This window comes from Actinoplanes lobatus, assembly GCF_014205215.1.
Lineage (GTDB): Bacteria > Actinomycetota > Actinomycetes > Mycobacteriales > Micromonosporaceae > Actinoplanes > Actinoplanes lobatus.
Genome location: NZ_JACHNC010000001.1, coordinates 1,345,251 through 1,370,873, shown reverse-complemented (window position 1 = coordinate 1,370,873; position 25,623 = coordinate 1,345,251). Strand labels below are relative to the sequence as shown.

Genomic DNA, 25,623 nt, shown 5'->3' with positions numbered 1-25,623 from the left:
AGATCATTGTGACCGACGTCCGGTCCTCATCTGGCCCGCCGGAAGGTGGTTTGGTGGTTATGCGGTGAAGGTCCGGTGAAGGTTGGCCTCCGCCGACCCCTCTGGCAACCACATCGGGGGTGCGGCGGCCAGGTCCGGCGCCGGAACCGGCCGGCCGCGGAGATCTCCACGGCGGCGCCGAGGGTCTCCGGCGTGGCCCCGTCCAGGAAGGCGAGCGCCTCGCCGGTCGCGTAGGCGGTGGCGGCGAGCAGCGTGGTGACCGTGCACGGCTCGACCCCGTCCGGGGCGGCCGGAGGAGCGATCCCGGTCCAGCCGTCGTCCCGATCCCGGCGATGAAGATCCAGGCAGTTCAGGCAGGGCGCGCCGGCGGCCGGCACGAGCGGCCCGATCACCCCGGCGCCGTCGCGCATCGTCACGGACAGATGCGGCTGACGGCGTGCCTCGTGCCCGGCCGCGACGAGGGCGGGTGGTTCGTCGTGGGCCAGCTGGATGACGAGCGAAGCGGGCATACGCCGGAGCGGGTGCACCCCGGTGCCCGGCACGATCCGCTCCAGCGCCGCGGTGACGGCCTCGTGGCGAGGGCTGCCGACGTCGGACGCGAGCAGCGGGCTGCCGGTGATCTCGGCCGGCCCGACCACCCCGGCCAGGTCCGGGAACACGTGCCCCACCCCGGCCTGGGCCAGCGCGACCGCGATGGTCGAGCCCAGCCGGCCCCGTCCGGTGAGCACCACGCGGGCCTCCCGGCGGCGGCGCAGGATCTGAGCGGGCGACGGGCCGGACCGGTCGGAGGCCGGCCCGCGGGAACGGGCGGCGCCGTCCAGCGCGAGAGCCGCGGCCTCGGCGGTGAGCCGGTCCCGGACGATCGACGGCAGGGCGGCGGGCAGCAGCGAGGCGGCGGGCAGCACCAGGCCCGCCTCGTGCAGCAGGTCCAGCAGGGTGCGGGCGTCGGCCGGTGGGATGTCCAGCTCGGCGGCCCGGACCAGGACGAGCCGCTCAGCGCGGTCGCCGTCCAGCAGATCGAGGAGCCGGGCGGCCCGGGGATCGGGCAGCCGCAGCAGCACGGCGTGCGCGGGATCGAGCCCCAGTTGCAGCTCGCCCGCGGTGCGCCAGAAGCGGGACAGGCCCGGGACCAGGGTGGGCCGGGGCAGCGGTGTCCGATTCATGCATGACAGGGTGTCACTGCGAAGCTGCGCAGTGGTGATGTTATCCACAGGCCCGAGGACTGCGACCACGGTTGTCCACAGGTTCGGGGCTAGTTATCCACAGGCGGTTGGGGCCTAGTTGACTCAACGTGTCTGAGCGGACACGGTTACGGCCAGGTCCTCCACCGGGGAGGTGGCCGTGGTGGCTCCTCCCCGGTGGTGGCGGCTCACGCCTTGGCAGCCTTGCCCAGGATCCGGTTCATCGTCGTCCCGCAGACCGGGCACTTGCCCTTGGCCATGTTCATGCCGGTCTTGGAGACCTCCACGTTGCCCTGGAAGTCACGCTTCTCCTTGCACTTGACGCAGTAGCCGTTGTAGGTGGTCTCGGCCACGGTTCCTCCTCGTCGTATCGTCGGCCGCCGGCCCGGTGCCTCTGTTCGCGGCGGCGGGCGCGAACCTCTCTGCGGCGCTGGACCGCAATGCGGCCACGCGGATGTGGCCACCCCTGTCCGGGTGGTCGTGTGCTCCCCGTCCGGGGCGCTCACTTACCCAGGTCAGGACGGTTCCATGTCAGCGCAGCGTCGGCGGTGTCGCCGACGACGTGAGTGTGCCTGTCCTAAGTACCCTTTATAGCCTGTTTTGCCCAGACACGCCGACAATTCTCATCGCAAAGGCATGAACCGGACAGGTGGGCCGGTTGGGCGCTTGAGTCGACGATGGTCTAGGTTGACGGATGTCACCGATGTTGCCGGTGGGGAAATTTTTTTCGGGTATATGCGGGCGAAGTGCGCATTTTCCGTGACAGTCATTGTCAGTACCCTTGCGGTGACCCGGGTGCGGCGGATTAGCGTCTCAACGTGAACCCGAATCTGGGCCGCGCGAGCCGGTAATGGCCCGCGCGCGCAAGCCTGTCGTGGAAGTGCGGCGCAGTCAGCGTCGGCGACGGACGGTGTCCGCGTATCGCGACGGCGAGCGAGTCGTGGTACTCATCCCGGACCGATTCTCCCGCGCGGAGGAGACGGAGTGGGTGGAGCGCATGCTCGCCCGGCTCGCCGCCCGCGAGGAACGCCTGCGGTGCACCGACGCCGAACTGCTGGCCCGCGCCCGCCGCCTGACCAGCCGCTACCTGGCCGATCACGCCGACCGCGTGGTGCCCGCGAGCGTGCGCTGGGTGACCAACCAGAACGGGCGCTGGGGTTCCTGCACCCCCGACGACGCGACCATCCGCATCTCCCACCGCATCCAGGAGATGCCCGACTGGGTCATCGACTACGTGCTGCTGCACGAACTCGCCCACCTGGTCGTACCCAGCCACAACGCCCGCTTCTGGGACCTGGTGAACCGCTTCCCCAAGGCCGAGCGCGCCCGCGGCTATCTGGAAGGCGTCTCTGCGGCCGGCACGCTCGTGATGGCCGAATAACCCCATTATCGGTACGCCTACACGCCCCCTGGACGGGAGGGTCCCGGCTCGCTGCCCACTCCCGGCCGCGGCGCGCCTGCGGCGTGACGGGCCGGTCCGGCCCGGTGAGATCGCCGTGGTGGGTCACCCTCCGCGCCCCACTCACGCACGCCGCCCCGGTCACCCCGGGGCGGTGCTGAGAGTTGGCTGAGGGCTTTCGGCTGGTCGCGGGGCTGTTCTGGGCGAGCGAAGGCGTGGAAGGGACCCGGAGAACGGATCGGTGTCGAGCGACGGCCCGGCGTTGCGGGTGGGAGCGGGGCGCCGGTCGGTAGGGTGGCGGGCGTGACGCGGCGGGTGGTTGTGGTGATGCTGGTGCCGGTTCCGTGGAGCCCGCCGGGTGTCGACCGGGTCGCCTGGCGGACCGCGATGGCCGAGGACGTGGTCGACCTGCTCGCCCGGCTGGCCCAGGCGGAGGCCGCGATCGCCGCGGCTCCCGGGGACCGGGCCCTGGCCGAGGAGATCGCCTGGCCGGGGATGCACATCTACGAGATCCCGGCGCCGACCGTGCTGCCGGTGCTGCGGGCTGCCGCGGAGGACGGTTTCGATCAGGCCGCGGTGATCGCCGCCGATGCTCCGGACGTGCCCGGGATGACGCTGGGCAAGCTGCTCCGCCCGCTCGACGGTAAGGCGGTCGCGGTGGCCGCGGGTGGTCCGGCCGGCGGCCTCTTCGGGGTGGCGACCAGCCTGCCCGCGCCCGAATGGCTGGCCGACCACGACCTGGACCAGGGGTCGGCACCGGCGCTGCGGAAGACCGCGCCCTCCCCCGGGGAGGTCACCTCCACCCCGCAGTGGCGACGCCTGCGCGGCCCGGCCGACCTGGCCACCCTCGACCCGGCCCTGGAGGGCTGGGAGAACACCCGCGCCCTCCTCGGCGGCTGAGGATCACCCTGGTCCGGGGCGCCTGGTCGGCGCCCCGGTGGGTCAGTCCTCGGTCGGGCCGTCTTCGAGGCCCTCGAGTTCGCTGATGTCCCAGTCGGTGCGGCTGCGCGCGAAGCCGTCCGGGTCGGCGAAGTCGTCGTTGGTGGGCAGCAGGTCGGGGTGGTCCCAGAGGGCGTCCCGGCCGGGGATGCCGCGGTGCTCGGTGACCGCGGCCCACAGGGCGCCGGCCTCGCGCAGGCGACGTGGGCGCAGCTCCAGGCCGACCAGGGCCGCGAAGGTCTGCTCGGCCGGGCCACCGGCGGCCCGGCGGCGGCGGAACGCCTCGCCCAGCGCGGCCACCGACGGCAGACGGTCCCCCGCGGCGGCGTCGACGATGTGGCCCACCCAGCCCTCGACCAGGGCGAGCGCGGTCTCCAGCCGGGCCAGCCCGGCCTTCTGCTGCGGGGTGTCCTCCGGAGTGAAGATGCCCTCCAGGGCCATCGCCTGCATCGACTCGGGATCGCTCGGGTCGACGCGGCTCATCGCCTCCTCGATGGCCTCCCGGTTGACCGTGATGCCGCTCGCGTACGTCTCCACGGCGCTGAGCACATGCGCCCGCAGCCACGGGACGTGCCCGAACAGCCGCTGGTGGGCGGCCTCGCGCAACGCCACGTACAGCCGGACCTGGTCCTCCGGAAGCTCGAGGCCGGACCCGTACGCCTTGATGTTGGACGGGACCAGCGCGGCCGTGCCGGCCGGACCGAGCGGAAGGCCGATGTCACCGGCCGAGAGGACCTCGGCCGCGAGCTGGCCGAAGGCCTGGCCGAGCTGGCCGCCGAAGAGCGCGCCGCCGAGCGTGGCGACCATCGACTGCATCGGGCCGAGCTGGGCGCGGGCCTCCTCGGGCACGAGGTCGCCCATGGCGCCGACCATGCGGCCGGCGATCGGCTCGCACAGCTTCTTCCAGACGTCGAGAGTGTTGTAGATCCACTCGTTGCGGTTCCACGCCACGGACTTGTGGATGCCGCTGGGAAGCGCGCACACCGGGTCGAGCCAGAGGTCGGCGAGGCGGAGCGCCTCCTCGACCTGGTGGCGCTCCAGCATGTTCACCGCTGGGTCACCGGACGCCGAGAGCTGGCTGGCGGCGACCTGTCGGGCCAGGTCCCAGTTGACCGGGCCACTGCCGGGCGCGGCGAACATCTGCTGCAGCTGCGCCATGAACTGCTGCATCTGCTGCGGGTCGGAGGGGTCGGGCGGCTGAGCGCCCGGCAGGGAGAAGCCGAACGGGATATCAGGCACGACCCCAACGGTACGCGCGAAAACCCCGTAGCGGACTGAGGGCGGTGTCAGCTCAGAGAGAACTCAGACAGGGTGGGTACGCTTCCGCGCATGAGACGTCGCGGTGTCACCGTCATCCTCGGCGCCCTGATCACCGCACTCCTGGCTGCCGGTGTCATGGTCGCACCGATGCCCTACGTGGTGCTCAAGCCCGGCCCCACGGTCGACACCCTCGGTTCGGACAACGGCACCGAGGTCATCCAGGTCACGAAGGGCGAGACCTCGAAGTCGGCCGGCCAGTTGCGCCTGACCACCGTCAACGTGCAGTCACAGGTGGAGCTGGTCCAGGCGATCCGCAGCTGGCTGAGCAACTCCGACGCGGTGGTGCCGCGTGAGCTGATCTACCCGCCGGACCAGAGCGAGAAGCAGGTCCAGGAGCAGAACGCCCAGGAGTGGAAGCAGTCGCAGAGCAGCGCCGAGACGGTGGCTCTGCGTGAGCTCGGTTACCCGGTGCAGGTCTACGTGGCCAAGGTCACCCCGGGTGGTGCGGCCGAGGGCGTGTTGCGGGCGGACGACGTGATCACCGCGGTCGACGGCACCGCGATCACCGACCGCGCCCAGGTGACCGAGCTGGTCCGGAGCAAGCCGGCCGGGTCCACCCTGACGGTCGCCTACACCCGGGGCGGGCAGCCGGCCACGGCGCAGATCACCTCGCGCGCCGACGAGAAGGACGGCACGCCGCGGATCGGCATCGAGATCGACACCAAGCAGCCCAACCCGTACGAGATCGAGATCGACCTCGACAAGATCGGTGGGCCGAGCGCCGGCCTGATGTTCACCCTCGGCATCATCGACAAGATGCGCCCCGAGGACCTGACCGGCGGCAAGGTGATCGCGGGCACCGGCACCATCGACGACAGCGGCAACGTCGGCCCGATCGGCGGCATCCCGCAGAAGCTGGTCGGCGCGAAGAAGGCCGGCGCCGAGCTCTTCCTGGTCCCCCGGGAGAACTGTGCGGAGGCGCTGCGGAACGCCGTGCCCGGCCTGCCGATGGCCGAGGTGGCCACGGTGGACGACGCGCTCACCGCGCTACAGGCCTTCACCTCCGGTAACACCCCGAAACCGTGCTCGGCATCGTGATGTGTGTGCCAGGAGTGACGAGACAGTTCTGCCGCGTATCGAAGCTGGATGCGACATCGTAAGGTGAAGAACCGGCCAGAGGAAGTGTGGAGCCAACGTGGTCATGCGTAACAGTCCTCTACCGAGGATGAGCCGGCGCGGTCGCGTCACCGTCGGCGTCCTGGTCGGGGTCTTCGTCCTATTCACGCTGCTCGGTTGGGGTATCGACGCGTACACCGACTATCTGTGGTTCTCCGAGGTCCAGAAGACGAGTGTCTTCTCCGGGGTGCTGCTGACCCGCCTCGTCCTGTTCGTGGCGGTCGGTGTGGTGATGACCCTGATCGTCGCCGGTAACCTCTACCTGGCGTACCGCCTGCGGCCGCTGCTGCGCCCGCACTCCGCCGAACAGGCCACCCTCGAGCGCTACCGGATGATCCTCGCCCCGCGCCTGGGGACGTGGATCGCGGTGACCGGTCTGGTCATCGGCTTCTTCGCGGGCCTCTCCGCGCAGAGCCGGTGGAGCGACTGGATGCTGTTCCGCAACGGCGAACCGTTCGGCGTCCCGGACCCGCAGTTCAACATCGACATCTCGTTCTACGTGTTCGAGTACCCGTGGTTGCGCTACCTGCTCGGGCTCGGCTTCACGGCCGTGGTGCTGTCGGTGCTCGGCGCGCTGGCGGTGCACTACATCTTCGGCGGTGTGCGCCTCCAGGGCGTCGGCGACCGGATGACCGTGGCGGCGCGTGCCCACCTGACCACCCTGGTCGCGGTCTTCGTGCTGCTCAAGGCGGTGGCCTACGTGCTGGACCGGCGGGCCCTGCTGCTGGAGAAGCACGTGTCGCCGGATCTCTACGGCGCCGGCTACACCGACGTCAACGCGCTGCTTCCGGCCAAGGAGATCCTCGCCTACATCTCCGTGGTGGTGGCGATCGCGATCATCGTCTTCTCGAACGCGGTGATGCGGAACCTGGTCTGGCCCGGTGTCTCGCTCGCCCTGCTGGCCATCTCGGCCGTGGCGATCGGCGGCATCTACCCGCTGGCGGTGCAGAACTTCCAGGTCAAGCCCAGCCTCTCGGACAAGGAGTCGCCCTACATCTTACGGTCGATCGAAGCGACCAGGGCGGCGTTCGGGTTGGAGAACACCGACGTCACGCAGTACGCGGCCCGCAGTGCCCGGCCACCGGAGACACTGGCCGCCGACACCAGCGCGCAGAACGTCCGGCTGGTCGACCCGCAGCTCGTCTCCCAGGCGTTCACCCAGTCCCAGCAGCCCCGTGGCTTCTACGACTTCGGCGAGAAGCTGGACGTCGACCGCTACACGATCGACGGCAAGAGCCAGGACTACGTGGTCGGCGCCCGCGAGATAAACGACGACAAGCTCACCGCCCAGCAGCGCAACTGGATCAACCGGCACACCGTCTACACCCACGGCTACGGCCTGGTGGCGGCGCCGGCCAACCGGGTCTGCGGCACCGGTCTGCCGTACTTCGTGTCCGGCTTCCTCGGTGGTGGCGGGCAGGGCCAGACCGACTGCTCCGAGGCGACCGACCTGATCAAGGCGGAGCAGCCGCGGATCTACTACGGCGAGCAGTCCACCGAGTACGTGATCGTCGGCCAGGATGACGAGAACAAGAACGTCGAGTTCGACCGGCCGCAGGAGCAGAACGCCAGCAGCGGTGACGTGCTCTACACGTACGAGGGCAAGGGCGGCGTCGAGATCGGCTCGTTCTTCCGCCGGATGGTCTTCGCGATCAAGAACACCGAGAGCAACTTCCTGCTCTCCGACGCGGTCAACGCGGACTCCCGGCTGATGTACATCCGGGAGCCCCGTGAGCGGGTCGCCAAGGTCGCGCCGTTCCTCACCATCGACGGCGACCCGTACCCGGCCGTCGTCAACGGGCGGATCACCTGGATCCTCGACGGCTACACGACCGCGAAGACCTACCCGTACGCCCAGAAGATCAACCTGGCCACCGAGACGCGTGACGAGCTGACCGGCACCGGTTCCTTCGCCCTGGCCAAGGACGACGTCAACTACATGCGCAACTCGGTCAAGGCGACCGTCGACGCGTACGACGGCACCGTGACGCTCTACGAGTTCGACGAGCAGGACCCGGTTCTCAAGGCGTGGAACAAGGCGTTCGGCGGCGACCTGATCGTCCCGAAGAGCCAGATCCCGGCGGCGCTTGCCGAGCACTTCCGCTACCCGGCCGACCTGTTCAAGGTGCAGCGCAACCTGCTCACCAAGTTCCACGTCACCGACGCGCGGACGTTCTTCTCCGGCGACGACTTCTGGCAGGTCCCGAACGCTCCGGACTCGCCGTCGAGCGGCAAGCAGCCGCCGTTCTACCTGAACGTCAAGCTGCCCGAGCAGGAGGAGACCCGGTTCCAGCTGACCTCCGGGGTCACCCCGGCCAACCGGGAGAACATGGCGGCCCTGATCTCCGGCTCCTACGTCGACGGGCAACCCCGGCTCGAAGTTCTCGAGCTGCCCGACAACACGGTCGTGCCCGGTCCGGTCCAGGTGCACCAGCGGATGGTCAACAACTCCTCCGTCTCCAACCAGTTGACCCTGCTCACCCGTAGTGGCCAGGCGACGGTTCTCTACGGCAACCTGATCTCGCTGCCACTGGCCGACGACATCCTGTACGTCGAACCCGTCTACGTGCGGGACAGCCAGGCCAGCACGGCGCCACTGCTCCAGAAGGTGCTGGTCTCCTACGGTGACGCCGGCAACTACGTCGTCCTCGCGGACAACCTCACCGGCGGTCTCGAAGCACTCGCGGCCCTCGGTAAGGCCGCCCCGCCCAGCACCGGCGGCACCCCGACGACCCCGACGACCCCGCCGTCCACCAACCAGCCGCCCGGCCAGATCAGCGCCGAGCTGGCCCAGGCGGCCGCGGACGTCGACAAGGCCATCGAGGACCTGCGCGCCGCGCAGCAGGCCGGCGACTTCGCCAAGCAGGGTGAGGCGCTCAAGGCCCTCGACGAGGCTATGGCCCGCTTCCAGGCGGCCAGCAAGCCCGGCGCCGCGCCGAGCACGTCGCCGAGCACGTCGCCGAGCCCGTCCACGGCTGCCAGCCCGTCGGGAACATCGGGCGGGTGACGATCGTCTCCGGGGGCCGTTTTGCGGTCCCCGGAGTCGGTGCGCTAGGGTTAAGAAACCGACGCGGGGTGGAGCAGCTCGGTAGCTCGCTGGGCTCATAACCCAGAGGTCGCAGGTTCAAATCCTGTCCCCGCTACGAATAAGAAGGGCCCGGTCCGCGGACCGGGCCCTTCTTCGTATTTCCCTCCTGAGGCCGAGCCCCAGAGCCCACGGTGCGGTGATTGCGCTGGGTGGGCCGGCCCCGCCGGGTGACCTGTCGCCCGCTCGCCGCGTGGCTGCGACAGTGTTTCTCTCCGCTTTGTGCGCTTCCGTTCGGCCCGTAGCCACTTCTCGCCGGTGAACCCCAGGCCCTCGGCCGTCCTCGCGCCGGACTCGGCGGGATGAACGGGCTCGTAGACGTCGGCGCCGCGGCGGCCGTCCCGTGCGCGGGGCTCCGGCGGGATGAACGGGGTTCGTAGGCGTCGGCGCCGCGGCGGCCGTCCCGTGCGCAGGGCTCGGTCCGTTCCTGACGTCTGCGTGGCCCGCGCGTGCCTCTCCTGCCCTCCTTCTTGTACGGGGGCTGTGCTGCCCCGGCGATTCCTGCCCGTTCCAGTGGCTTCCCGCGCCAAGCCGCCAGGGGCCAGCCCTGTGCCGCGACCGTCGGCGGAGGTCGGTGGTCCGGCCGGCTCTCAGCGGAGACCCTGCTGGTCAATTGCCCCACTGTCATCCGTCGCCCGTGCTGTCCGGCCTGGCGGGTGCTCACGCCGTGCTGTCCGGCTCGGCGGGCGCTCACGTTGCGTCGCCCGTGCTGTCCGGCCTGGCGGGCGCTCACGCCGTGCTGTCCGGCCTGGCGGGCGCTCACGCCGCGCTGTCCGGCCTGGCGGGTGTTCGCGTCGTGCTGCCCGTGCTGTCCGGCCCGGCGGGCGCTCACGTCGCGCTGCCCGTGTGCCCGGTCTGCCGCTGTGACGCGGGCGGGCGACCACGGAGACCGGTACGTGTGCGCCGACCGGCGCACACGCCGGAGGAGTGGGTTTTCGCTGCGTGGGCGGCATCCGCCGCCTGAGGAGGGGGGTGGTGTGCGGGCCCCGCGGAGGACGAGCTAAGCTTTACCTACCGACGCGGGGTGGAGCAGCTCGGTAGCTCGCTGGGCTCATAACCCAGAGGTCGCAGGTTCAAATCCTGTCCCCGCTACCAACGGAAAACGCGGTTCGTCAGCAGACGGACCGCGTTTTCCGTTTCTCCGGGGCCCGATTCGTTCGCTGTCCATTCCGGCGTGGCCCCGAAAGGCCGGAACAAGTGAATGTGTATTCGTTTCATAGGTGTCCACCTGTCGGAAAGTCGCCAGGGTGCCGTTCACTCTTCATGATCGACATCGGCCGGTAACCTCGCCGTAACCCGCCCGCATCGTCGAAATCGCAGCTCAGAACGTTCCTGTGCGAATGCCATGAGAGCGATCGCATTCGCGCCGCCATCCCTGGTGGGAGCGTCTCCAATGGGCGTAACCGATAGATCGGGCACTATGTCTTGGTCAGTTGGTATCCGATTAGTGGACGGGAGGTGGCGACCACTTCGGATAGTTCGTAGGCTCGGGGCGACTCATGGGGGACAGAGACTTGCGCACACGAATCCACCGGCGACCCGTCTTCGGCCCGAGAAATGCGGATCCAAACGACAGAAGGGGGCAACTAGGCGATATACCGGCGCAGCGACTTCCACCTGACGGGCGGTAGAGGCGCCCATGGAGTTTCACGTATTGGGACCGCTGGAAGCGGTCGTCGACGGCCAGCGACTCGACATCGGCGGTAACCGTCAGCAGATCGTTCTGGCCAGTCTCGTTCTGGAAGCCGGAACGGTCATCTCCATCGACCGCCTGATGAAAGCGGTCTACGGCGAGAGCCTTCCGTCCAGCGCCCGGGTCCAGGTGCAGATCTGCGTCTCCGCGCTGCGCCGGCTGCTCGGCTCGCACGGCCATCCCAAGGCCATCGCCACCCGGAATCAGGGGTACGTGCTCGTGCCCACCGGGATCGACATCGACCTGCACCGCTACGAACGGCTCGTCCAGGAGGCCAGGACCGCCGGCAACGCCGGTCGCCGGGAGGAGTCGACGGCCCGCTACCGGGAGGCGCTGGCCCTGTGGCGCGGCCCGGCGCTGGACGGGCTCGACAGCGAGCCGCTGCGGATGGTCGCCGACCGGTTCGCCGAGCGGCGGCTCACCGTCAACGAGGACTGCATCGAGTACGACCTGGAGCTGGGCCGGCACCGCGAGGTGATCCCGGAGCTGGTCGGCCTGGTCGGCACCCACCCCCTACGGGAGCGACTGCGCGGCCAGCTCATGCTGGCGCTCTACCGTTCCGGGCGGCAGGCCGAGGCGCTGGACGCCTATCGTGCGGCCCGCCGCACGCTGATCGACGAACTGGGCCTGGAGCCGAGCGAGTGGTTGCAGCAGTTGGAACGCTCCATCCTCACCTCGGACGCCGACCTCAGCGCGCCCGAGGCGGTCACCGTCGCCGCGCCGATCGCCGTACCGGGGCCGGACGTGCCGTCCCTGGGCATCGTGACCGGCGAGCCGGAGCCGGTCCGGGCGCCTGCCGATCCGGCGCCCCCGGCCCGCCCCGGCCAGCCGGCGCCGTGCATGCTGCCCACCGACATCGCCGACTTCACCGGCCGCAGCCGGCAGATCGACGCGATCCAGTTGCAGCTCGCGATGGCCGCGGCGAACACCGACCAGCTGGCCGTGCCGATCATCGTGGTGGCCGGCAAACCGGGCATCGGGAAGACGGCGCTGGGCGTCCACGTCTCGCACCGGCTGGCGCCCCGCTACCCCGACGGGCAGCTCTTCGCCGACCTGCACGGCCGCAGCTCGGACCGGGTCAGCCCGATGCAGATCCTGGAACGGTTCCTGCGGACCCTCGGGGTGGCCGGCACCTCGATCCCGGACGGGCTGGAGGAGCGCGCGGAGATGTACCGCGGGCTGCTGTCCGACCGGCGGATGCTGGTCGTGCTCGACAACGTCGGATCCGAGGCCCAGGTGCTGCCGCTGCTGCCGGGCAATCCGCGTACCGCCGTGCTGGTCACCACCCGCAGCCGGCTCGGGGCCCTGCCCGGCGCCGTGCACGTCGACATCGACGTGCTGGACCCGCCGCAGTGCCTCGACCTGCTGTCCCGGATCGCCGGCGACGACCGGGTCCGGGCCGAGCGGGAGGCGTCCGAGGAGCTCATCGACCTGTGCGGACGGCTGCCACTGGCCCTGCGGATCGCCGGCGCCCGGCTGTCGGCGCGTCCGCACTGGACGGTCGAGGACCTGGTCGACCGGCTGGAGAACGAGTCGCGGCGGCTCGACGAGCTCAACCACGGCGCCATGGGCGTACGGGTCAGCATCTCGATCACCTACGACAACATCAGCGATCCGGCCCGGCGGCTGTTCCGCCTGCTAGCCGTGGTCGACTGCCCGGACTTCTCGGCCTGGGTCTGCGCCGCGCTTCTCGACGAACCGCTGCCGGACGCCCACGACCTGCTCGACGAGCTGGTGGACGCGCAGCTCGTGGAGACCGTCGGCACCGAGCACAGCCGGCACCGTCAGTACCGGATGCACGACCTCATCCGGGTCTTCGCCCGGGAGCGCCTGGCCGCCGAGGAGCCGCTGGCCGAGCGGACCGCCGCGCTTCGGCGCGCGTTCGGCGGGATGCTCTTCCTCGCCGAGGAGGCGCACCGCAAGTTCAACGGGCAAGGCAATCCGTTGCGCAGCCGGGCGGCTCGCTGGGAGCTTCCGCCGCGGGCTACGGATCGGATCCTGAGCGACCCGCTTGACTGGTTCGAACGGGAACGGCAGTGCATCGTGGCGGCGATCCGCCAGGCGGCCAAGGTGGGCGCCGCCGACTACTCCTGGGGTCTGACGATCACCTCGGTCATGCTGTTCGAGTCGCGGGACTATCTCAACGACTGGCGGGAGACCAACGAGATCGCTCTGGCCGCCGCACAGCAGGCCGGCGACCGGTTCGGTCAGGCGGTGATCCGGTACTCGATGGGCTCCCTGGGTGTCGTGGAGAGCCGGCTCGCCGACGCGCGCCGGTACCTGGACGACTCGGTGGCGCAGTTCGAGGCACTCGGTGAGGAACACGGCGCTGCGGTGGCGAACCGGCACCTTGCCTACCTGGAGCGAATGGACGGCCAGCTCGGTGAGGCGTACCGCCGGTACGAGCAGGCGCTCACGGTCCTGCGCCGGGTCGAAGACGTGGCAGCGATCGCGCACATCCTGCACAACATGGCGCAGGTCGAGCTGGATCGCGGGGAGCCGGCGAAGGCCACCGTCCTGCTCGTCGAGTCGCTTGACGTCAGCCGCCGGTCCGGCAGCCGGCGGATCGAGGCGCAGGCGCTGTACCGGCTCGGTCAGGCCCATCTCCAGGCCGGCGACGCGCACGAGGCAGTGGCGGTCTTCAACGACGTGCTGGCCGCGACGCGGGATCTCGGCGATGTGATCGGCGAGTCGTACGTGCTGCTCGGAATGGGCGCCGCGCACCTGGCGGGCGGCGACCACGCGGCGGCCCGGGCGGCCCTGTCCACCGGCCGGGAGCGGGCGGCCACCAGCGGCAAGCCGATCCTCGAGGCGAGATTCGAATTCCGGCTCGGCGAACTGGAACTCGCGAGCGGGAACCGGGAGACGGCGATCACCCATCTGGAACGGGCCCGGGACATGTTCCGCGAGATGCGCGCCCCGGTGCTGGAGGAGAGCGTGCTGACTGTTCTCGCCCGGGTGAATGGGCGATGCAGCATCGGTTGATCGGTCCGTACTCGAAATAGGGAAAGGCATCCGACCGGATGCCTTTCCCTATTTCGTCGGCGAGGCTGATCTCAGTTCCAGGGTTCGATGCCCGTGGGCGAAACCGTCGTCGTGGTCTGAGTGGTGTCCGTCGTCGCCGTGTCGTCGGCGTGCGCGGCGCCGGCGCCGAGAACGGCGAAGGCGATTCCAGCGACGGCGGCCAGGGCGAAGCGGGCGATAGAGCGCATGGGAAGGTCATCCTTCGGTAGGGGTTTTCCGACCCGGTGCATTCCGTGTCGACACCGAAGACGTTATGGACCACCCCTATCGCCGAGTTATCAAATGCTTTGTCCACGGCTTTTGTCGGTGGCCGGCCCGGCGATAACGAAGAGAATGCGCGGCGATAACGCGATAACCGAGGATGGGCGCCAAGGGGCGGTGACGCCACGGAAACGACGGCAGGGTGAAGCCTCATGAGTATCTCCGCGCAAGCAGTGGACGTCGTCTACGGACGGCCGGCAGCCGGTGTTCAGGTACGCCTTCAGCGGAGGATCTCGGATCTCGGCCGTGAGCTCGACGACTGGCTGACCGTCGACGAGACGGAGACGGACAGCGACGGCTGCATCAAGGACTGGACCGCGGAACGGTTCGGGCGGGGGCCGTACCAGATCGTCTTCGACAGCGACGCCTATTTCGCCATGCTGGGGCTGAGCGCCGCCTACAAGGAGATCTCGGTCGTCGTGCGGCTGGCCGACGAGTCCGACAGTTGCCAGATCCAGGTGCGGCTCGCGCCCTATTCGTACTCGATGGATTTTGGATTCCGGGGCTGAGAGGTCCCGTTTGCGGAAATCAGGGAGAGTCATGTCGGAACAGTTTCGGCGGGCGGTGGAGAAGTACGTGCGGCCGGCCGCGCCGGTGACGAACGCGGAGCGTGCCTGGCCAGGGCGGACCATCACCTCGGCCCCACGGTGGCTCTCCACCGATCTGCGCGACGGCAACCAGTCGCTGGCCAACCCGATGAGCCCACAGCGCAAGCTGCGGATGTTCCGGCTGCTGACCTCGATGGGCTACCGGGAGATCGAGGTCGGGTTCCCGGTCGCGAGCCGGGACGACCACGACTTCCTGCGGCTGCTCATCGAGAAGGACCTGATCCCGGACGACGTCCGGATCTCCGTGCTGGTGCAGGCCCGCGACGAGCTGATCCGCCGGACCGTGGAGAGCCTGGAGGGTGCGCCGCGGGCCACCATCCACATCTACAACGCCACCTCGCCGCAGTTCCGCCGGGTGGTCTTCGGGATGGACCGGGCCGAGTGCAAGGAACTGGCGGTGCAGAGCACCCGGCTCATGCTGAAATACGCCGACCGCACCCTGGCCGGCTGCGACCTCGGCTTCCAGTACTCGCCGGAGCTGTTCAACGACACCGAGCTGGACTTCTCGCTGGAGGTCTGCGAGGCCGTGATGGACGTGTGGCAGCCCGGGGCGGGCCGCCCCATCATCCTCAACTTCCCGACCACGGTGGAACGGTCCACCCCCAACGTGTTCGCCGACCAGATCGAATACATGGACCGTGGGCTGAGCCGCCGCGAGCACGTCTGTCTGTCGGTGCACCCGCACAACGACCGGGGCACCGGCGTGGCGTCCGCCGAGATGGCACTGCTGGCCGGGGCCCAGCGGATCGAGGGATGCCTGCTCGGCAACGGTGAGCGGGCCGGCAACGTCGACCTCGTGACGCTCGCGCTCAACCTGTTCAGCCAGGGCATCGACCCGGGCGTCGACTTCTCCGACATCAACGAGGTCCGGCGGGTCGTCGAGGAGTGCACGCGGATCCCGGTGCACCCGCGGCATCCGTACGCCGGTGACCTCGTCTACACCGCCTTCTCCGGGTCGCACCAGGACGCCATCAAGAAGGGCTTCGACGAGCGCAAGCGCACCGGCGCGACCGCCTGGGAGATCCCCTATCTGCCGATCGACCCGGGCGACGTGGGGCGCACCTACGAGACCGTCGTACGGATCAACAGCCAGTCCGGCAAGGGCGGGGTGGCGTACGTGATCAGCTCCCACCTCGGCCTCAACATGCCCCGGGACCTCCAGCTGGAGTTCGCCGAGCTGGTGCAGGCCCGCGCCGACGCCGAGGGCGGCCCGATCAGCGCCGACCGGATCGTCGAGCTGTTCACCCGCGAGTACGTCACCCGGCCGCTGCTGCCGGTGCCGCTGCCGCCGCCCGGGGTGTCCGTGGTGGTGCACGTCGACGGCGCGGCCTTCGAGGTCGGCGCGGTCCGGACGGACGCGGTGGAACGGGTCAAGGAACGTCTCGCGGCCTGGCGCATCGATCTGCGGGCCGTGCACCGGACCGGGACCGGCCTGGCGCACACCGGCGGGACCGGCGTCTACGCCGAGTTGCGCACCGGCGACCGGCCACTGTGGGGCGTCGCCGTCGACGACGACGTGGAGACCGCGATCCTGGCGGCGGTCCGCTCCGCCGCGGCCCGGCTCGGCCGTACCGCCGAGCGCTCGCGCAGCACCGCCCCACTCGCCCGAGCGAGCTGATAACCGCAGGTCACGGGCGATAAGTAGGAGATAACGCATCGACAAGGAGCACCCGTAGCGTTCGGGGCACAGGTCGAAACCGCTAACGAGGGAAGATCATGGAACTGGTGGAACGGGACGCCGCGATGGCGGTGCTGGACGGCATGCTCGCCGCCGCCGTCGCCGGAAAGGGACGGGTCGCGATGGTCACGGGTTCCGTGGCCACCGGTAAGACCGAACTGCTTAACACGTTCGCCGAGCGGGTCCTGGACCTGAACGGCCTGGCCATCACCGCCGTCGGCTCGCGTGCCGAACGGAACCTGCCGCTCGGCGTCTTCGGCCAGCTGCTGATGGACGCCCCGCTGGTCGCCGAGGAGAGCCGGCGTGCCATGGACCTGCTGCACGAGGGTGCGCAGAGCGTCCCAGCCGGTCCGGACGGCGCCGCCCGCCTGGACCCGCAGATCGTGCACGGGCTCTGCACCGTCCTGCTCGAGCTGGCCCAGCGCTATCCGCTGGTGATCGTCGTCGACGACCTGGACCACGCCGACCCGGCGTCCGTGCTCTGCCTGGCCTACCTGGCCCGGCGAGTACGGTTCGCGCCGCTGCTGGTGGTGTTCAGCCACTCCGGGCACGGGCGCCCGGACGAGCCGGCTCTCGAGCTGGAGGCGCTGAGCCGGCCTCCGCAGGGCGCGCACCTCACGCTCGCCACGCTGACCGCGGAGGGCGTACGCCAGATGGCCGCCGGCGTGCTGGCCGACGACGATGCCGGGCGCACCGCGGTCCGCTGGCACCAGCTCAGCGGCGGCAACCCGCTGCTGGTCGCGGGCCTGATCGAGGACCACCGGCAGATTCTGGCCGAGGGCGGCGCCCCGGACGACGAACCGGTCGCCGGCGGCCACTACGCCCGGGCGGTCGTCTCCTGCCTGCACCGCGCCGACCCGCGCCTGGCCCGGGTGGCCCGCGGCGCCGCCATCCTGCCCGGGGCCGGCTTCCTGGACCAGCTGATCGGTGTCGAGACGGCACAGATCGGCCAGGCGGTACGGGCGCTGACCGCCGCCGGCATCCTGCACCAGGGCGAGTTCCGGCACCCGGTGGCCCGTGACGCGGTGCTCGCCGAGATCGACGGCGAGGAGCGGTGCGAGCTGCACCGCCGGGCCGCGGTCCTGGCCCACCACGGCGGTGCGCCCAGCCGGGTGGTCGCCGATCAGCTGCTCGGCGCCGGACGGGCCGAGGAGCGGTGGGCCGTCCCGGTGCTCGAGGACGCCGCCCGCTGGGCGCTGCGCGAGGGCCGGGTGGACGCCGCGATGCGCTACCTGCGGCTGGCCTGGCAGGCCTGCGGCGACGAGCAGCACCGCGCGAAGATCATGACGACCATGCTGCGGGCCGCCTGGCGGATCAACCCGGGCACCTCGACCGGTTACCTGTCCGAGCTGACCGCGGCCCTGCGCCGGGGCCATCTGCGCGGCGGCGACGCCCTGGCGCTGACCAAGGCGCTGCTGTGGGACGGCCGGTTCACCGACGCGCGGTCGGTGTTCGAGCACCTCAACGATGCCGGCGACGACCTGGACCAGGAGGGCCTCACCGAGCTGGCCATCGCGCGGCCGCTGCTGCGCTCGACGTACCCGTCGTTCTTCGCTCTGCTGCGCCAGCCCGCCGAGCGGCCCCCGGTGGTGTCGACGGTCGCCTCCAGCCACCGGCTCGAGGCGGCGTCCGCGCTGGCCACGGTCCTCACCCGGGGCCCGTCCGAGAAGATCGCCACCGCGGTCGCCCGGATCCTGCACAACTCCCGGCTGGACGAGATGAGCCTCGACACCGTGGAGAGCGCGCTGCTGGCGCTCACCTACGGCGGCTGGTCCGACCAGGCGGCGTCCTGGTGCGACCTGTTCGTCGAGGAGGCCGTCACCCGGCGCGCGCCCAGCCGGCTGGCCCGCCTGTCGGCGATCCGCGCCGAGGTGTCGCTGCGGGTGGGCGACCTGCCGGCCGCGGTACGCCACGCGCGGCTCGCCCTGGAGGTGATGCCGCCGACCAGCTGGGGTGTCGCGATCGGTTCCGTGGCAGCGCCCATGATGATCGCGGCCACCGCGATGGGCCGCTACGACCTGGTCCGCGAGCAGCTCGACCAGCCGGTGCCGGAGGAGATGTTCCAGACCCGGTACGGCCTGCACTATCTCCAGGCGCGCGGCCGGTACAGCATGGCGATCGGGCAACTGCACCTGGCGCTGCGCGACTTCGAGTACTGCGGCGAGCTGGCCGGCCGGTGGCAGCTGGACACGCCCGGGCTGGTCCCGTGGCGGGTGGACGCGGCCGAGGCGCTGCTGCGGCTGGGCCGGCCGGACCGGGCGCACAAGCTCGTCGAGGAGCAGCTGCACCGCTGCGGCAAGGAGAACCCGCGGGTGCAGGGCATGGCGATGCGCCTGTACGCGGCGGCCGGCGAACTGCGCCACCGCCCGATGTTCCTGCGCCAGGCCGTGGAGTTGCAGACCGCCGACGAGTACGAGCAGGCCCGCGCGCTGGTCGACCTCACCGGCGCGTTCCAGGCGCTGGGTGAGCCGCGGCGGTCCGGCATGATCGCCCAGCGGGCGCGTGCCCTGGTCGAGAAGATCGAGGCGGAGCCGCTGCTGGCGACGCTGAACCCGGAACCGGGCGGCGCGGAGGACGCCCGGGCACAGGTGGTCGCGTCACCCACCCCGGCCGCGACGCTGAGCGAGGCCGAGCGGCGGGTGGCCGTCCTGGCCGCGGACGGCTACACGAACCGGGAGATCTCCAAGAAGCTGTACATCACGATCAGCACCGTGGAGCAGCACCTGACCCGGATCTACCGGAAGCTCAACGTCACCCGCCGTACCGATCTGCCGGCGCACCTGGTGCGGGACCACATCGTGACCGGCTGACGTCCGCTCGCACCGACGCCGAAACGCCCGGCCGGAAGGCCGGGCGTTTCTCAGGCGGCGGCGAGAGCCGGTTCCAGGATCGTGATGGCGGTGACCAGCAGGCCGTTGCCGATCACCCAGCGGCCGGTGAATCCGGTCAGGTCGGCGCCGTGCAGGCGCGCACCGGTGACGTCGAGCCGGGCCGTGAAGGTGGCCGTCGCCGGGTAGAAGGTGACGCGGGCGTCCTCGAAGTCGAGCCACCGCGCGGTCAACGGGTACCACGCCTTGTAGACCGACTCCTTGGCGCTGAACAGCAGGCGGTCCCAGTGCACGCCGGGATGGTCGCGCCGCAGGGCCGCGAGGTGGTCGCGCTCCTCCGGCTGGGAGACCGCCTCCAGCACGCCGGGCGGGGCCGGCTCGTGCACCTCGGCGTCGATGCCGACCGTGGTGACGCGCGCGGTCGGCGCGACGACGGCCGCTCGGTACCCGGGACAGTGGGTGATGCTGCCGACCAGGCCGTCGGGCCAGCGGGGCTCGCCGCGCGGGCCGGGCAGGATCGCCGACGGGCGGTGCCCGATCCGCCGCATCGCCTGGCGGGCGCACCAGCGGCCGGTGGTGAACTCGGCGCGCCGCTTGTGCACGGCGGCGCTGATCAGCGACTCCTCCTCGGGGAACAGCGTCGCCTGGGGCGGGTCCGTGAAGGTGTCGACCGCGGTGACGGCGCCGGGCAGGATGGTCTCGATCATGACGTCCCCGATACCGGTTCGGCGCACGCCGGCGGACGGGGCCCAACCTTCTCGACAATGGACATGAATCCAGATTATTGGCCGGTCCGGCGGGGCGGAACCGCAGCCGGGGTACCCTGCCGCCGGCTAGGGGCGGCGGATGCCACACGGCGAGGGGCTCACCGGCGTCTGTCCGCCGGTGAGCCCCTCGCCGTGTCTAGCGGTCGCGGAGAGCCAGGTGGATGGCCCGGTCCATGACCGTGGCCCGGTCGGCGGGCGCCACCGACGCGAGGATCTCGTCGGCCTGGCGCATCGCCGAACGCACCCGCAGGGAATGGGCCGAGCGCAGCAGGCCGGCGATCCGGGTCACCGCATCGTCCGCGCCCACGGCGATCAGCCCTGCCCGGCGAACGCGTACTCGAGCACCGCCATCGCGCTGCACAGCTTCATCCGCGCCTGCGACCACGCGACCGAGCGCGGCCCGTCCAGGACGGCTCCGGACACCTCCTCACCCCGATGGGCCGGCAGATCGTGCAGGAAGAGCGCGCCCGGCGTACCGGAAAGGAATGTCTCGTCGATGTGGAAGGGCCGGAAGGTCTCCCGCCACGACGCGTCGGGTTTGCTCGTGCCGGTGGTCTGCCAGCGCGTGGTGTAGACGAAGTCGACGTCGGCCGGCACGGCCGACGCGTCGTGCGACTCGGTGACGAAGCCGCCGTTGCCGGACGCCCGGGCGGTGGTCTCCTTCAGCACGTTCTCGGGCAGCCCGTAGCCGTCCGGGGTGAGCAGGTGCAGCCGGGCGTCGGCGAAGTTGCTGAGCCCCTGGGCCAGCGCGGTCGCCGTGTTGTTGCCCTCGCCCACGTAGAGCACCCGCACCCCGTCCAGCGAGCCGCGGTGCAGCAGGATCGTGGCCAGATCGCAGACACCCTGGGTCGGGTGTTCCTCGGCGGCCATCGCGTTGACCACCGGCAGGCCGCTCTCCGCGGACAGCTCCCGCATGTCGGCCAGCGGTCCGGCGGTACGGGTGACGATGCCGTCCAGCATCAGCCCGAACATGCGGGCCGTGTCGGCCGGCGACTCGCCGGTGTTGGTCTGGAGATCGCCGGGACCGTAGCCGACCGCCCGGCCGCCGAGCCGTTCGACGCCCGCGGTGAACGCGGTCCGGGTCCGGGTGGAGGTACGGGTGAAGACCACACCGACGAGCAGCCCCCGCAGCGGATCGCGGTGTGCGGTGGGATCACGGTAGAACTCGACGGAACGGCGGGCCAGCGCGGCCAGCCGGTCCGGGGTGAGGTCGGCCAGGGAGAGCAGCCCGCGCGGGTCGCGCCGGGGCGGCAACCCGGTGAAGGCTTCGGACAGGGACATGGGTTCCTCCGTGTGCTGGTCAGTGGGCTTCGGAGTAGGAGCCCGCGGGCTCGAGCAGGCCGGCCGGCGCCGTGGGCCGGTCGAGTCCGCGTTCGGCGAGCCAGCCGGGGTCGTACAGGGTGCCGGCGTAGCGGTCGCCGAGGTCGGGGCTGATCGCCACGACCACCGAACCGGGGCGCAGCATCCCCGCCCGGGCGGCCACCCCGCTGAGCACCGCGCCGGTCGAGCCGCCGCCGAGCAGCCAGTGGCTGTCACGCAACCGCCGGCAGGCCTGTACGGCGTCGTGCTCGGAGACCATCACCAGGTCGGTGACGTGTTGCAGGGAGGCGATCGCGGGCGTACGGCTGGTGCCCAGGCCCGGGATGTGCCGGCGGCCCGGCGGCGTCCCGAACGTGGTCGACCCGATGATGTCGACCGCGAACACCTCGGTCTCCGGCCGGTGTCGGGCGAAGTACTGCGCGCAGCCGGTCAGCGTCCCGGTCGTGCCGGCGCCCACGAACACCGCGTCGACCTGCGGGAACTCCTTGAGGATCTCGGCCGCCGTGGTGTGGTAGTGCGCCATCGTGTTGATCGGGTTGGCGTACTGGTTGGGCCAGACCAGCGCCGGGTCGGCCCGGATCCGGTCCTGGAGGTACTGCAGGCGCATCGACAGGTAGCCGCCGTTGGTGTCCCGCTTGTCGATCACGACGACGTGGGCCCCGTACGCCCGCATCAGCTCGATCGTGGCCGGGGCGGTGTTCATGTCGGTGACGCAGGTGAAGCGGTATCCCCGGGCGTTGGACACGATGCTCAGCGCGATGCCGAGGTTGCCGGAGGACGACTCGATGATCCGGCTGCCCGGCCGGAGCAGGCCACGCTGCTCCAGGTCGTCGACCATGGCGAGGGCCGGCTTGAACTTGATCGAGCCGGCCGGGTTCATCGCCTCGATCTTGAGATAGAGGCGGCTGTCCGGGAGGAAGCCGGACAGCTCGAGGAATACGTCGGGAAACTGTATGTCCAGCGCGGATTCGACGATCATGGTAGCTCCACAAGGGTCGGGTGATGCGGATCAGAGCAGGTCGAGGAGCTGCCCGCCGCCGGTCTCCCGCGCGACGCCGGCGACGGCGTGGATCAGGGCGACGTCCAGGACCGCCATGCCGAACGGGTTGCTGATCACGTACCCCCGGTCCGGCCGCCGTGCGGCATGCCGGCCGATCAGCACCTCGCCCAGGCTGGGCGGGTCGCCCACGGCGTCCTCCTGGAGCAGGCGGCCCATGATCCGGCGCGGGTTCTCCCGGATCAGTTCCAGGTCGTCGACGAAGATCGCCTCGGCGGACCGGAAGGCGTCCTCGGTGAGGTCGTCGAGCGACACGTGCGCGACGAACTGGCCGGCGCTCAGCCACCGGGCCGGGATGTAGGGGTCGTTGCTGGTGGTCACGGTGACCAGCACCGGGGCGGCGCCGGCGGCCCGTTCGGCGCTGTCCACCACCACGATCTCCAGCTCCGGGCAGAGCTCCCGGAGGTCGTCCCGGAACGCGGCGGCGCGTGCCGGATCGAGGTCGTGGACGTAGGCGCGGCGCACCGCCGGGAACGCCGCCGTGATCGCGTCCAGGTGCACCCGGGCCAGCGTGCCGGTGCCGATGAGGCTCACCTCGTCGAACGACTCCGGCCCCAGCTCGCGCAGGCTGACCACGGTGTAGGCGGCGGTACGGACGGCGCTGAGCAGCCCGGCCTCGGCGACCACGTCCGGACGGGCCGTCTCCGGGTCGAAGGCGAAGCTGAGCCCGCCGGCCCGTTCCAGGCCACGGGCCGGGTTGCTGACCGATGCGTTGATCAGCTTCATGCCGTACGACATCGCGCCGCCGGACGGCACGGCGCCCAGCATGGCGATCGCCCGGCTGTACGCGCCGACACTGTTGGACCAGCTCAGATAGCCCTCGGCGGGCAGCTCGGTGCGGCCGAGAGTGTGATCGCGAAGCGTCTGGGCGACCACCTCCGTCGCGTCCATCTTGGACAGGCAGACGGCGACGTCGGCGCGGTTCAGGAAACGAATGCTTTCGCTCGGCATGTTCTCCTCACTCCATCTACGGGTGGTCGCCAAGGCAGACCAGACCGGGGCGAGCATCCGGCGGGCTTCGATACTTTGCCTATCTCCACCGCACCCCTGAGGGGGCCGGTACGCCCTTCCAGCGACCCCTATCTCTGCCGTCCGCTGTGGATTCGCCGCCGCGGGTGAATGAACCTCCCATCAAGGAAACCAACGGGGGCTGTACCCCGGCCTTGTGCCGGGTGCGGAGGTGGAATCGTGAGTGACCTTGAGTTCCGAGTCCTGGGTCCGGTGGAGGTGTGGCGCGACGGACGTCGTGTCATGCTGCCGGGTTCCAAGATCACGACTGTGCTCGCCGCGCTGCTGCTGGCGCGCGGGAAGGTCGTGCCGCACGGAGAACTGAGCGACCTGCTGTGGGGCTGGGATCCGCCGGCCACGGTGGACGCGCAGATCTACACGTACGTCTCCCGGCTGCGCAAGCGCCTCGACTTCCAGGTGAAGATCGTGCGCGAGCACGCCGGATACACCCTCGACATCGGCGACGCCGCCGTCGACCTGTTCGACTTCGAGGAACTCGCCGCGCGTGGCGCTGAACGGCTGGCCGACGGCCACCGGGCCGCCGGCGTCGACGATCTGCGCGAGGCGCTGTCACTGTGGCGTGGCCCCGCCCTCACCAACGTGGCCGAGCCGCTGTCCGAGCGGCATCTGCCCTGGCTGGACGAGGCCTACGCGCTCACCTGCGAACGCAAGGCCGACGCCGAGCTGGACCTGGGCGCCAGCCTGGAGATCATCCCCGAGCTGACCGAGCTGGTGGCCCGCTACCCGCTGCGCGAACGGTTCCGGGCCCAGCTGGTCCTGGCCCTGCACCGGGCCGGCCGCCGCTCCGAGGCCCTGGTCGCCTACGACCGGGCCCGCCGGACCCTGGCCGACCAGCTCGGCGTGAACCCCGGCGAGGCGCTCACCCATGCGTACCAGGAGGTGCTGCTCAGCGACGTGTTCGACGAGCCCTCCTCGCTGGTGACGGCCGAACAGGTCCTCGACATGTTGGTCGAGGCCCGGCTGGTCGAGGAGGTCGCCGTCGACCGCGGCGCCAGCCAGTTCCGCATGCCCGGCCTCCTTCACCTGCTGAAACACGTATAGGGCGGCTATAGCCCGTCGCGGGACGCTGCGCACGACCTCAGCCACCACAGGGAAGGAACCGCTTCGATGGCCGGGCAGAGCTGGAAGCCGTTGGACATCACGGCACAGGACATCGGGGCCGCGGCGACGACCGAGGCCCTCATCAACCACCTCGACGCCCTCGGCGCCGAGCTCGACGACCTCCTCGTACGGGAGAAGGCCCTGGTCTTCCGGGGTTTCGGAGTGCGGCCCGAGGAACTCGACGGCGTCTTCGACCGGCTGCTGCCGCGCCGGCTCGCGTACGTCAACGGCAACTCGCCGCGCACCAAGGTGGGATCGAACCTCTACACCTCCACCGAGTACCCGTCCGAGTTCACCATCTCCATGCACAACGAGATGTCGTACGCCACCAGCTGGCCCAGCCGGCTGGCGTTCTACTGCCAGATCGCCGCGGAGACCGGCGGCGCGACTCCGCTGGTGGACGCCGCGCTCTGGCTCGAGTCACTCGACCCCGAGGTGCGCGAGGCGTTCGCCGGCGGGGTCCGCTACACCCAGAACCTGCACGGCGGCCAGGGCCTCGGCAAGAGCTGGCAGGACACGTTCGAGACCGGGGACCGGGCGGCGGTCGACGACTACCTGTCGACGGCCGGCGCCGAGTGGACCTGGCGCAAGGACGGCAGCCTGCACGTCGAACAGCCGCGCCCGTCCACCACCAGGCACCCGGTGACCGGGACCGAGGTCTGGTTCAACCAGTCCGACCAGTGGCACCCGGCCGCCCTGGGCGACGACACCGCCAAGGCGCTCGCCCAGATCCTCCCGCCCGAGGAGCTGCCGCAGTACGTGACGTTCGCCGACGGCAGCACCATCCCCGACGAGTACGTCATCCAGGTCCGTGACCGCGGCCTGGAGAACGCGGTCGACGTCGACTGGCGGGTCGGCGACGTCATGGTCTTCGACAACCTGCTCGTCGCGCACGGCCGGCGGTCCTTCACCGGCAGCCGCCGCGTCCTCGTCGCGATGACCGACTGACCCCCTTCCACCTTTCTTGAAATAGGAGTTCAGATGTCCGAGCAGAACACCGCCAGCCACCGCGTCGTCCGCAACGACGAGGAGCAGTACTCGATCTGGTGGAACGACCGTGACCTGCCCGCCGGCTGGACCGCCGAGGGCTTCGCCGGCAGCCAGGACGAGTGCCTGGCACACATCGAGACGGTGTGGACCGACATGCGCCCGGCCAGCCTGCGCCGCCGCATGGCCGAGCAGGCCGCCGCCTGACATCCGATCCGTTCTGAGGAGAC

Annotated in this window: 20 protein-coding genes and 2 tRNA genes; 13 read left to right on the top strand and 9 right to left on the bottom strand. The window is 70.7% G+C overall.

What is annotated here, in order from left to right; translation table 11 throughout:
• Positions 1-26: 26 nt before the first annotated feature.
• Both BJ964_RS05935 and BJ964_RS05930 read right to left on the bottom strand, forming a co-directional pair.
• Positions 27-1,163 (bottom strand): hypothetical protein, encoded by a 1,137-nt coding sequence (locus BJ964_RS05935; protein WP_188119733.1) that lies wholly within the window; start codon positions 1,161-1,163, stop codon positions 27-29.
• Positions 1,164-1,369: 206 nt separating this feature from the next.
• Entirely contained in the window at positions 1,370-1,534 is a 165-nt protein-coding gene (locus BJ964_RS05930) for a DUF5679 domain-containing protein (RefSeq protein ID WP_188119732.1), read from the bottom strand.
• Between the two features lie 497 nt (positions 1,535-2,031).
• On the opposite strand from BJ964_RS05930, the gene BJ964_RS05925 reads away from it, so the two are divergent.
• Positions 2,032-2,562 carry a M48 metallopeptidase family protein gene (locus tag BJ964_RS05925; protein ID WP_188119731.1) on the top strand — a complete coding sequence of 177 codons (531 nt, stop codon included), beginning with the start codon at positions 2,032-2,034 and terminating at the stop codon, positions 2,560-2,562.
• A gap of 321 nt (positions 2,563-2,883) precedes the next feature.
• The gene (locus tag BJ964_RS05920; protein ID WP_188119730.1) at positions 2,884-3,480 is read left to right on the top strand and encodes a hypothetical protein; all 597 of its coding nucleotides are present in this window, start codon (positions 2,884-2,886) and stop codon (positions 3,478-3,480) included.
• A gap of 42 nt (positions 3,481-3,522) precedes the next feature.
• Here the strand turns inward: BJ964_RS05920 and BJ964_RS05915 are convergent, their stop codons facing one another.
• Positions 3,523-4,758, bottom strand: a complete 1,236-nt coding sequence (locus tag BJ964_RS05915) for a zinc-dependent metalloprotease (RefSeq protein WP_188119729.1) — start codon at positions 4,756-4,758, stop codon at positions 3,523-3,525.
• A 90-nt stretch (positions 4,759-4,848) separates the two neighbouring features.
• Here BJ964_RS05915 and BJ964_RS05910 point away from each other — a divergent pair, with 90 nt between their 5' ends.
• From BJ964_RS05910 to BJ964_RS05890, 5 genes are all read left to right on the top strand, one after another.
• On the top strand, positions 4,849-5,877 hold the full coding sequence (locus BJ964_RS05910; RefSeq protein ID WP_188119728.1) for a YlbL family protein: 1,029 nt from the start codon (positions 4,849-4,851) through the stop codon (positions 5,875-5,877).
• Positions 5,878-6,004: 127 nt separating this feature from the next.
• Positions 6,005-8,962, top strand: coding sequence for a UPF0182 family membrane protein (locus BJ964_RS05905; protein WP_229806585.1), 2,958 nt, complete (start codon positions 6,005-6,007; stop codon positions 8,960-8,962).
• 62 nt (positions 8,963-9,024) lie between these two features.
• Positions 9,025-9,098 (top strand) — tRNA-Met (locus BJ964_RS05900).
• Between the two features lie 960 nt (positions 9,099-10,058).
• Positions 10,059-10,135 (top strand) — tRNA-Met (locus BJ964_RS05895).
• Between the two features lie 544 nt (positions 10,136-10,679).
• Positions 10,680-13,718 carry an AfsR/SARP family transcriptional regulator gene (locus tag BJ964_RS05890; protein ID WP_188119726.1) on the top strand — a complete coding sequence of 1,013 codons (3,039 nt, stop codon included), beginning with the start codon at positions 10,680-10,682 and terminating at the stop codon, positions 13,716-13,718.
• A gap of 71 nt (positions 13,719-13,789) precedes the next feature.
• Here BJ964_RS05890 and BJ964_RS05885 read toward each other — a convergent pair whose 3' ends face one another.
• Entirely contained in the window at positions 13,790-13,945 is a 156-nt protein-coding gene (locus BJ964_RS05885; protein ID WP_188119725.1) for a hypothetical protein, read from the bottom strand.
• A 225-nt stretch (positions 13,946-14,170) separates the two neighbouring features.
• Here BJ964_RS05885 and BJ964_RS05880 point away from each other — a divergent pair, with 225 nt between their 5' ends.
• From BJ964_RS05880 to BJ964_RS05870, 3 genes are all read left to right on the top strand, one after another.
• Complete coding sequence (locus BJ964_RS05880) at positions 14,171-14,527, top strand: hydroxyisourate hydrolase (RefSeq protein ID WP_188119724.1); 357 nt, start codon at positions 14,171-14,173, stop codon at positions 14,525-14,527.
• Positions 14,528-14,558: 31 nt separating this feature from the next.
• Complete coding sequence (locus tag BJ964_RS05875; RefSeq protein WP_188119723.1) at positions 14,559-16,244, top strand: 2-isopropylmalate synthase; 1,686 nt, start codon at positions 14,559-14,561, stop codon at positions 16,242-16,244.
• Positions 16,245-16,342: 98 nt separating this feature from the next.
• On the top strand, positions 16,343-19,114 hold the full coding sequence (locus BJ964_RS05870) for a helix-turn-helix transcriptional regulator (protein ID WP_188119722.1): 2,772 nt from the start codon (positions 16,343-16,345) through the stop codon (positions 19,112-19,114).
• 50 nt (positions 19,115-19,164) lie between these two features.
• Here BJ964_RS05870 and BJ964_RS05865 read toward each other — a convergent pair whose 3' ends face one another.
• The 5 genes from BJ964_RS05865 to BJ964_RS05845 form a co-directional block, all read right to left on the bottom strand.
• Positions 19,165-19,839 (bottom strand): 4'-phosphopantetheinyl transferase family protein, encoded by a 675-nt coding sequence (locus BJ964_RS05865; protein ID WP_188119721.1) that lies wholly within the window; start codon positions 19,837-19,839, stop codon positions 19,165-19,167.
• A 196-nt stretch (positions 19,840-20,035) separates the two neighbouring features.
• Positions 20,036-20,206, bottom strand: coding sequence for a hypothetical protein (locus tag BJ964_RS05860; protein ID WP_188119720.1), 171 nt, complete (start codon positions 20,204-20,206; stop codon positions 20,036-20,038).
• A 5-nt stretch (positions 20,207-20,211) separates the two neighbouring features.
• Complete coding sequence (locus BJ964_RS05855; RefSeq protein WP_188119719.1) at positions 20,212-21,180, bottom strand: ornithine carbamoyltransferase; 969 nt, start codon at positions 21,178-21,180, stop codon at positions 20,212-20,214.
• Between the two features lie 19 nt (positions 21,181-21,199).
• Positions 21,200-22,198 (bottom strand): 2,3-diaminopropionate biosynthesis protein SbnA, encoded by a 999-nt coding sequence (gene sbnA, locus BJ964_RS05850; protein ID WP_188119718.1) that lies wholly within the window; start codon positions 22,196-22,198, stop codon positions 21,200-21,202.
• A gap of 30 nt (positions 22,199-22,228) precedes the next feature.
• The gene (locus BJ964_RS05845) at positions 22,229-23,227 is read right to left on the bottom strand and encodes an ornithine cyclodeaminase (RefSeq protein ID WP_188119717.1); all 999 of its coding nucleotides are present in this window, start codon (positions 23,225-23,227) and stop codon (positions 22,229-22,231) included.
• Between the two features lie 237 nt (positions 23,228-23,464).
• Between BJ964_RS05845 and BJ964_RS05840 the strand changes: the two genes are divergently transcribed.
• From BJ964_RS05840 to BJ964_RS05830, 3 genes are all read left to right on the top strand, one after another.
• Complete coding sequence (locus tag BJ964_RS05840; RefSeq protein ID WP_188119716.1) at positions 23,465-24,346, top strand: AfsR/SARP family transcriptional regulator; 882 nt, start codon at positions 23,465-23,467, stop codon at positions 24,344-24,346.
• A 66-nt stretch (positions 24,347-24,412) separates the two neighbouring features.
• A complete protein-coding gene (locus BJ964_RS05835; protein WP_188119715.1) occupies positions 24,413-25,354 on the top strand; it encodes a TauD/TfdA family dioxygenase in 942 nt (313 codons plus the stop codon).
• A gap of 33 nt (positions 25,355-25,387) precedes the next feature.
• The gene (locus tag BJ964_RS05830) at positions 25,388-25,600 is read left to right on the top strand and encodes an MbtH family protein (protein WP_183217013.1); all 213 of its coding nucleotides are present in this window, start codon (positions 25,388-25,390) and stop codon (positions 25,598-25,600) included.
• Positions 25,601-25,623 lie beyond the last annotated feature (23 nt).

Coding starts and splice junctions, on each gene's coding strand:
- BJ964_RS05935 (WP_188119733.1), bottom strand. CDS start 1,163: ATGAATCGGACACCGCTGCCCCGGCCCACCCTGGTCCCGGGCCTGTCC.
- BJ964_RS05925 (WP_188119731.1), top strand. CDS start 2,032: ATGGCCCGCGCGCGCAAGCCTGTCGTGGAAGTGCGGCGCAGTCAGCGT.
- BJ964_RS05910 (WP_188119728.1), top strand. CDS start 4,849: ATGAGACGTCGCGGTGTCACCGTCATCCTCGGCGCCCTGATCACCGCA.
- BJ964_RS05905 (WP_229806585.1), top strand. CDS start 6,005: ATGAGCCGGCGCGGTCGCGTCACCGTCGGCGTCCTGGTCGGGGTCTTC.
- BJ964_RS05890 (WP_188119726.1), top strand. CDS start 10,680: ATGGAGTTTCACGTATTGGGACCGCTGGAAGCGGTCGTCGACGGCCAG.
- BJ964_RS05885 (WP_188119725.1), bottom strand. CDS start 13,945: ATGCGCTCTATCGCCCGCTTCGCCCTGGCCGCCGTCGCTGGAATCGCC.
- BJ964_RS05880 (WP_188119724.1), top strand. CDS start 14,171: ATGAGTATCTCCGCGCAAGCAGTGGACGTCGTCTACGGACGGCCGGCA.
- BJ964_RS05875 (WP_188119723.1), top strand. CDS start 14,559: ATGTCGGAACAGTTTCGGCGGGCGGTGGAGAAGTACGTGCGGCCGGCC.
- BJ964_RS05870 (WP_188119722.1), top strand. CDS start 16,343: ATGGAACTGGTGGAACGGGACGCCGCGATGGCGGTGCTGGACGGCATG.
- BJ964_RS05865 (WP_188119721.1), bottom strand. CDS start 19,839: ATGATCGAGACCATCCTGCCCGGCGCCGTCACCGCGGTCGACACCTTC.
- BJ964_RS05855 (WP_188119719.1), bottom strand. CDS start 21,180: ATGTCCCTGTCCGAAGCCTTCACCGGGTTGCCGCCCCGGCGCGACCCG.
- sbnA (WP_188119718.1), bottom strand. CDS start 22,198: ATGATCGTCGAATCCGCGCTGGACATACAGTTTCCCGACGTATTCCTC.
- BJ964_RS05845 (WP_188119717.1), bottom strand. CDS start 23,227: ATGCCGAGCGAAAGCATTCGTTTCCTGAACCGCGCCGACGTCGCCGTC.
- BJ964_RS05835 (WP_188119715.1), top strand. CDS start 24,413: ATGGCCGGGCAGAGCTGGAAGCCGTTGGACATCACGGCACAGGACATC.
- BJ964_RS05830 (WP_183217013.1), top strand. CDS start 25,388: ATGTCCGAGCAGAACACCGCCAGCCACCGCGTCGTCCGCAACGACGAG.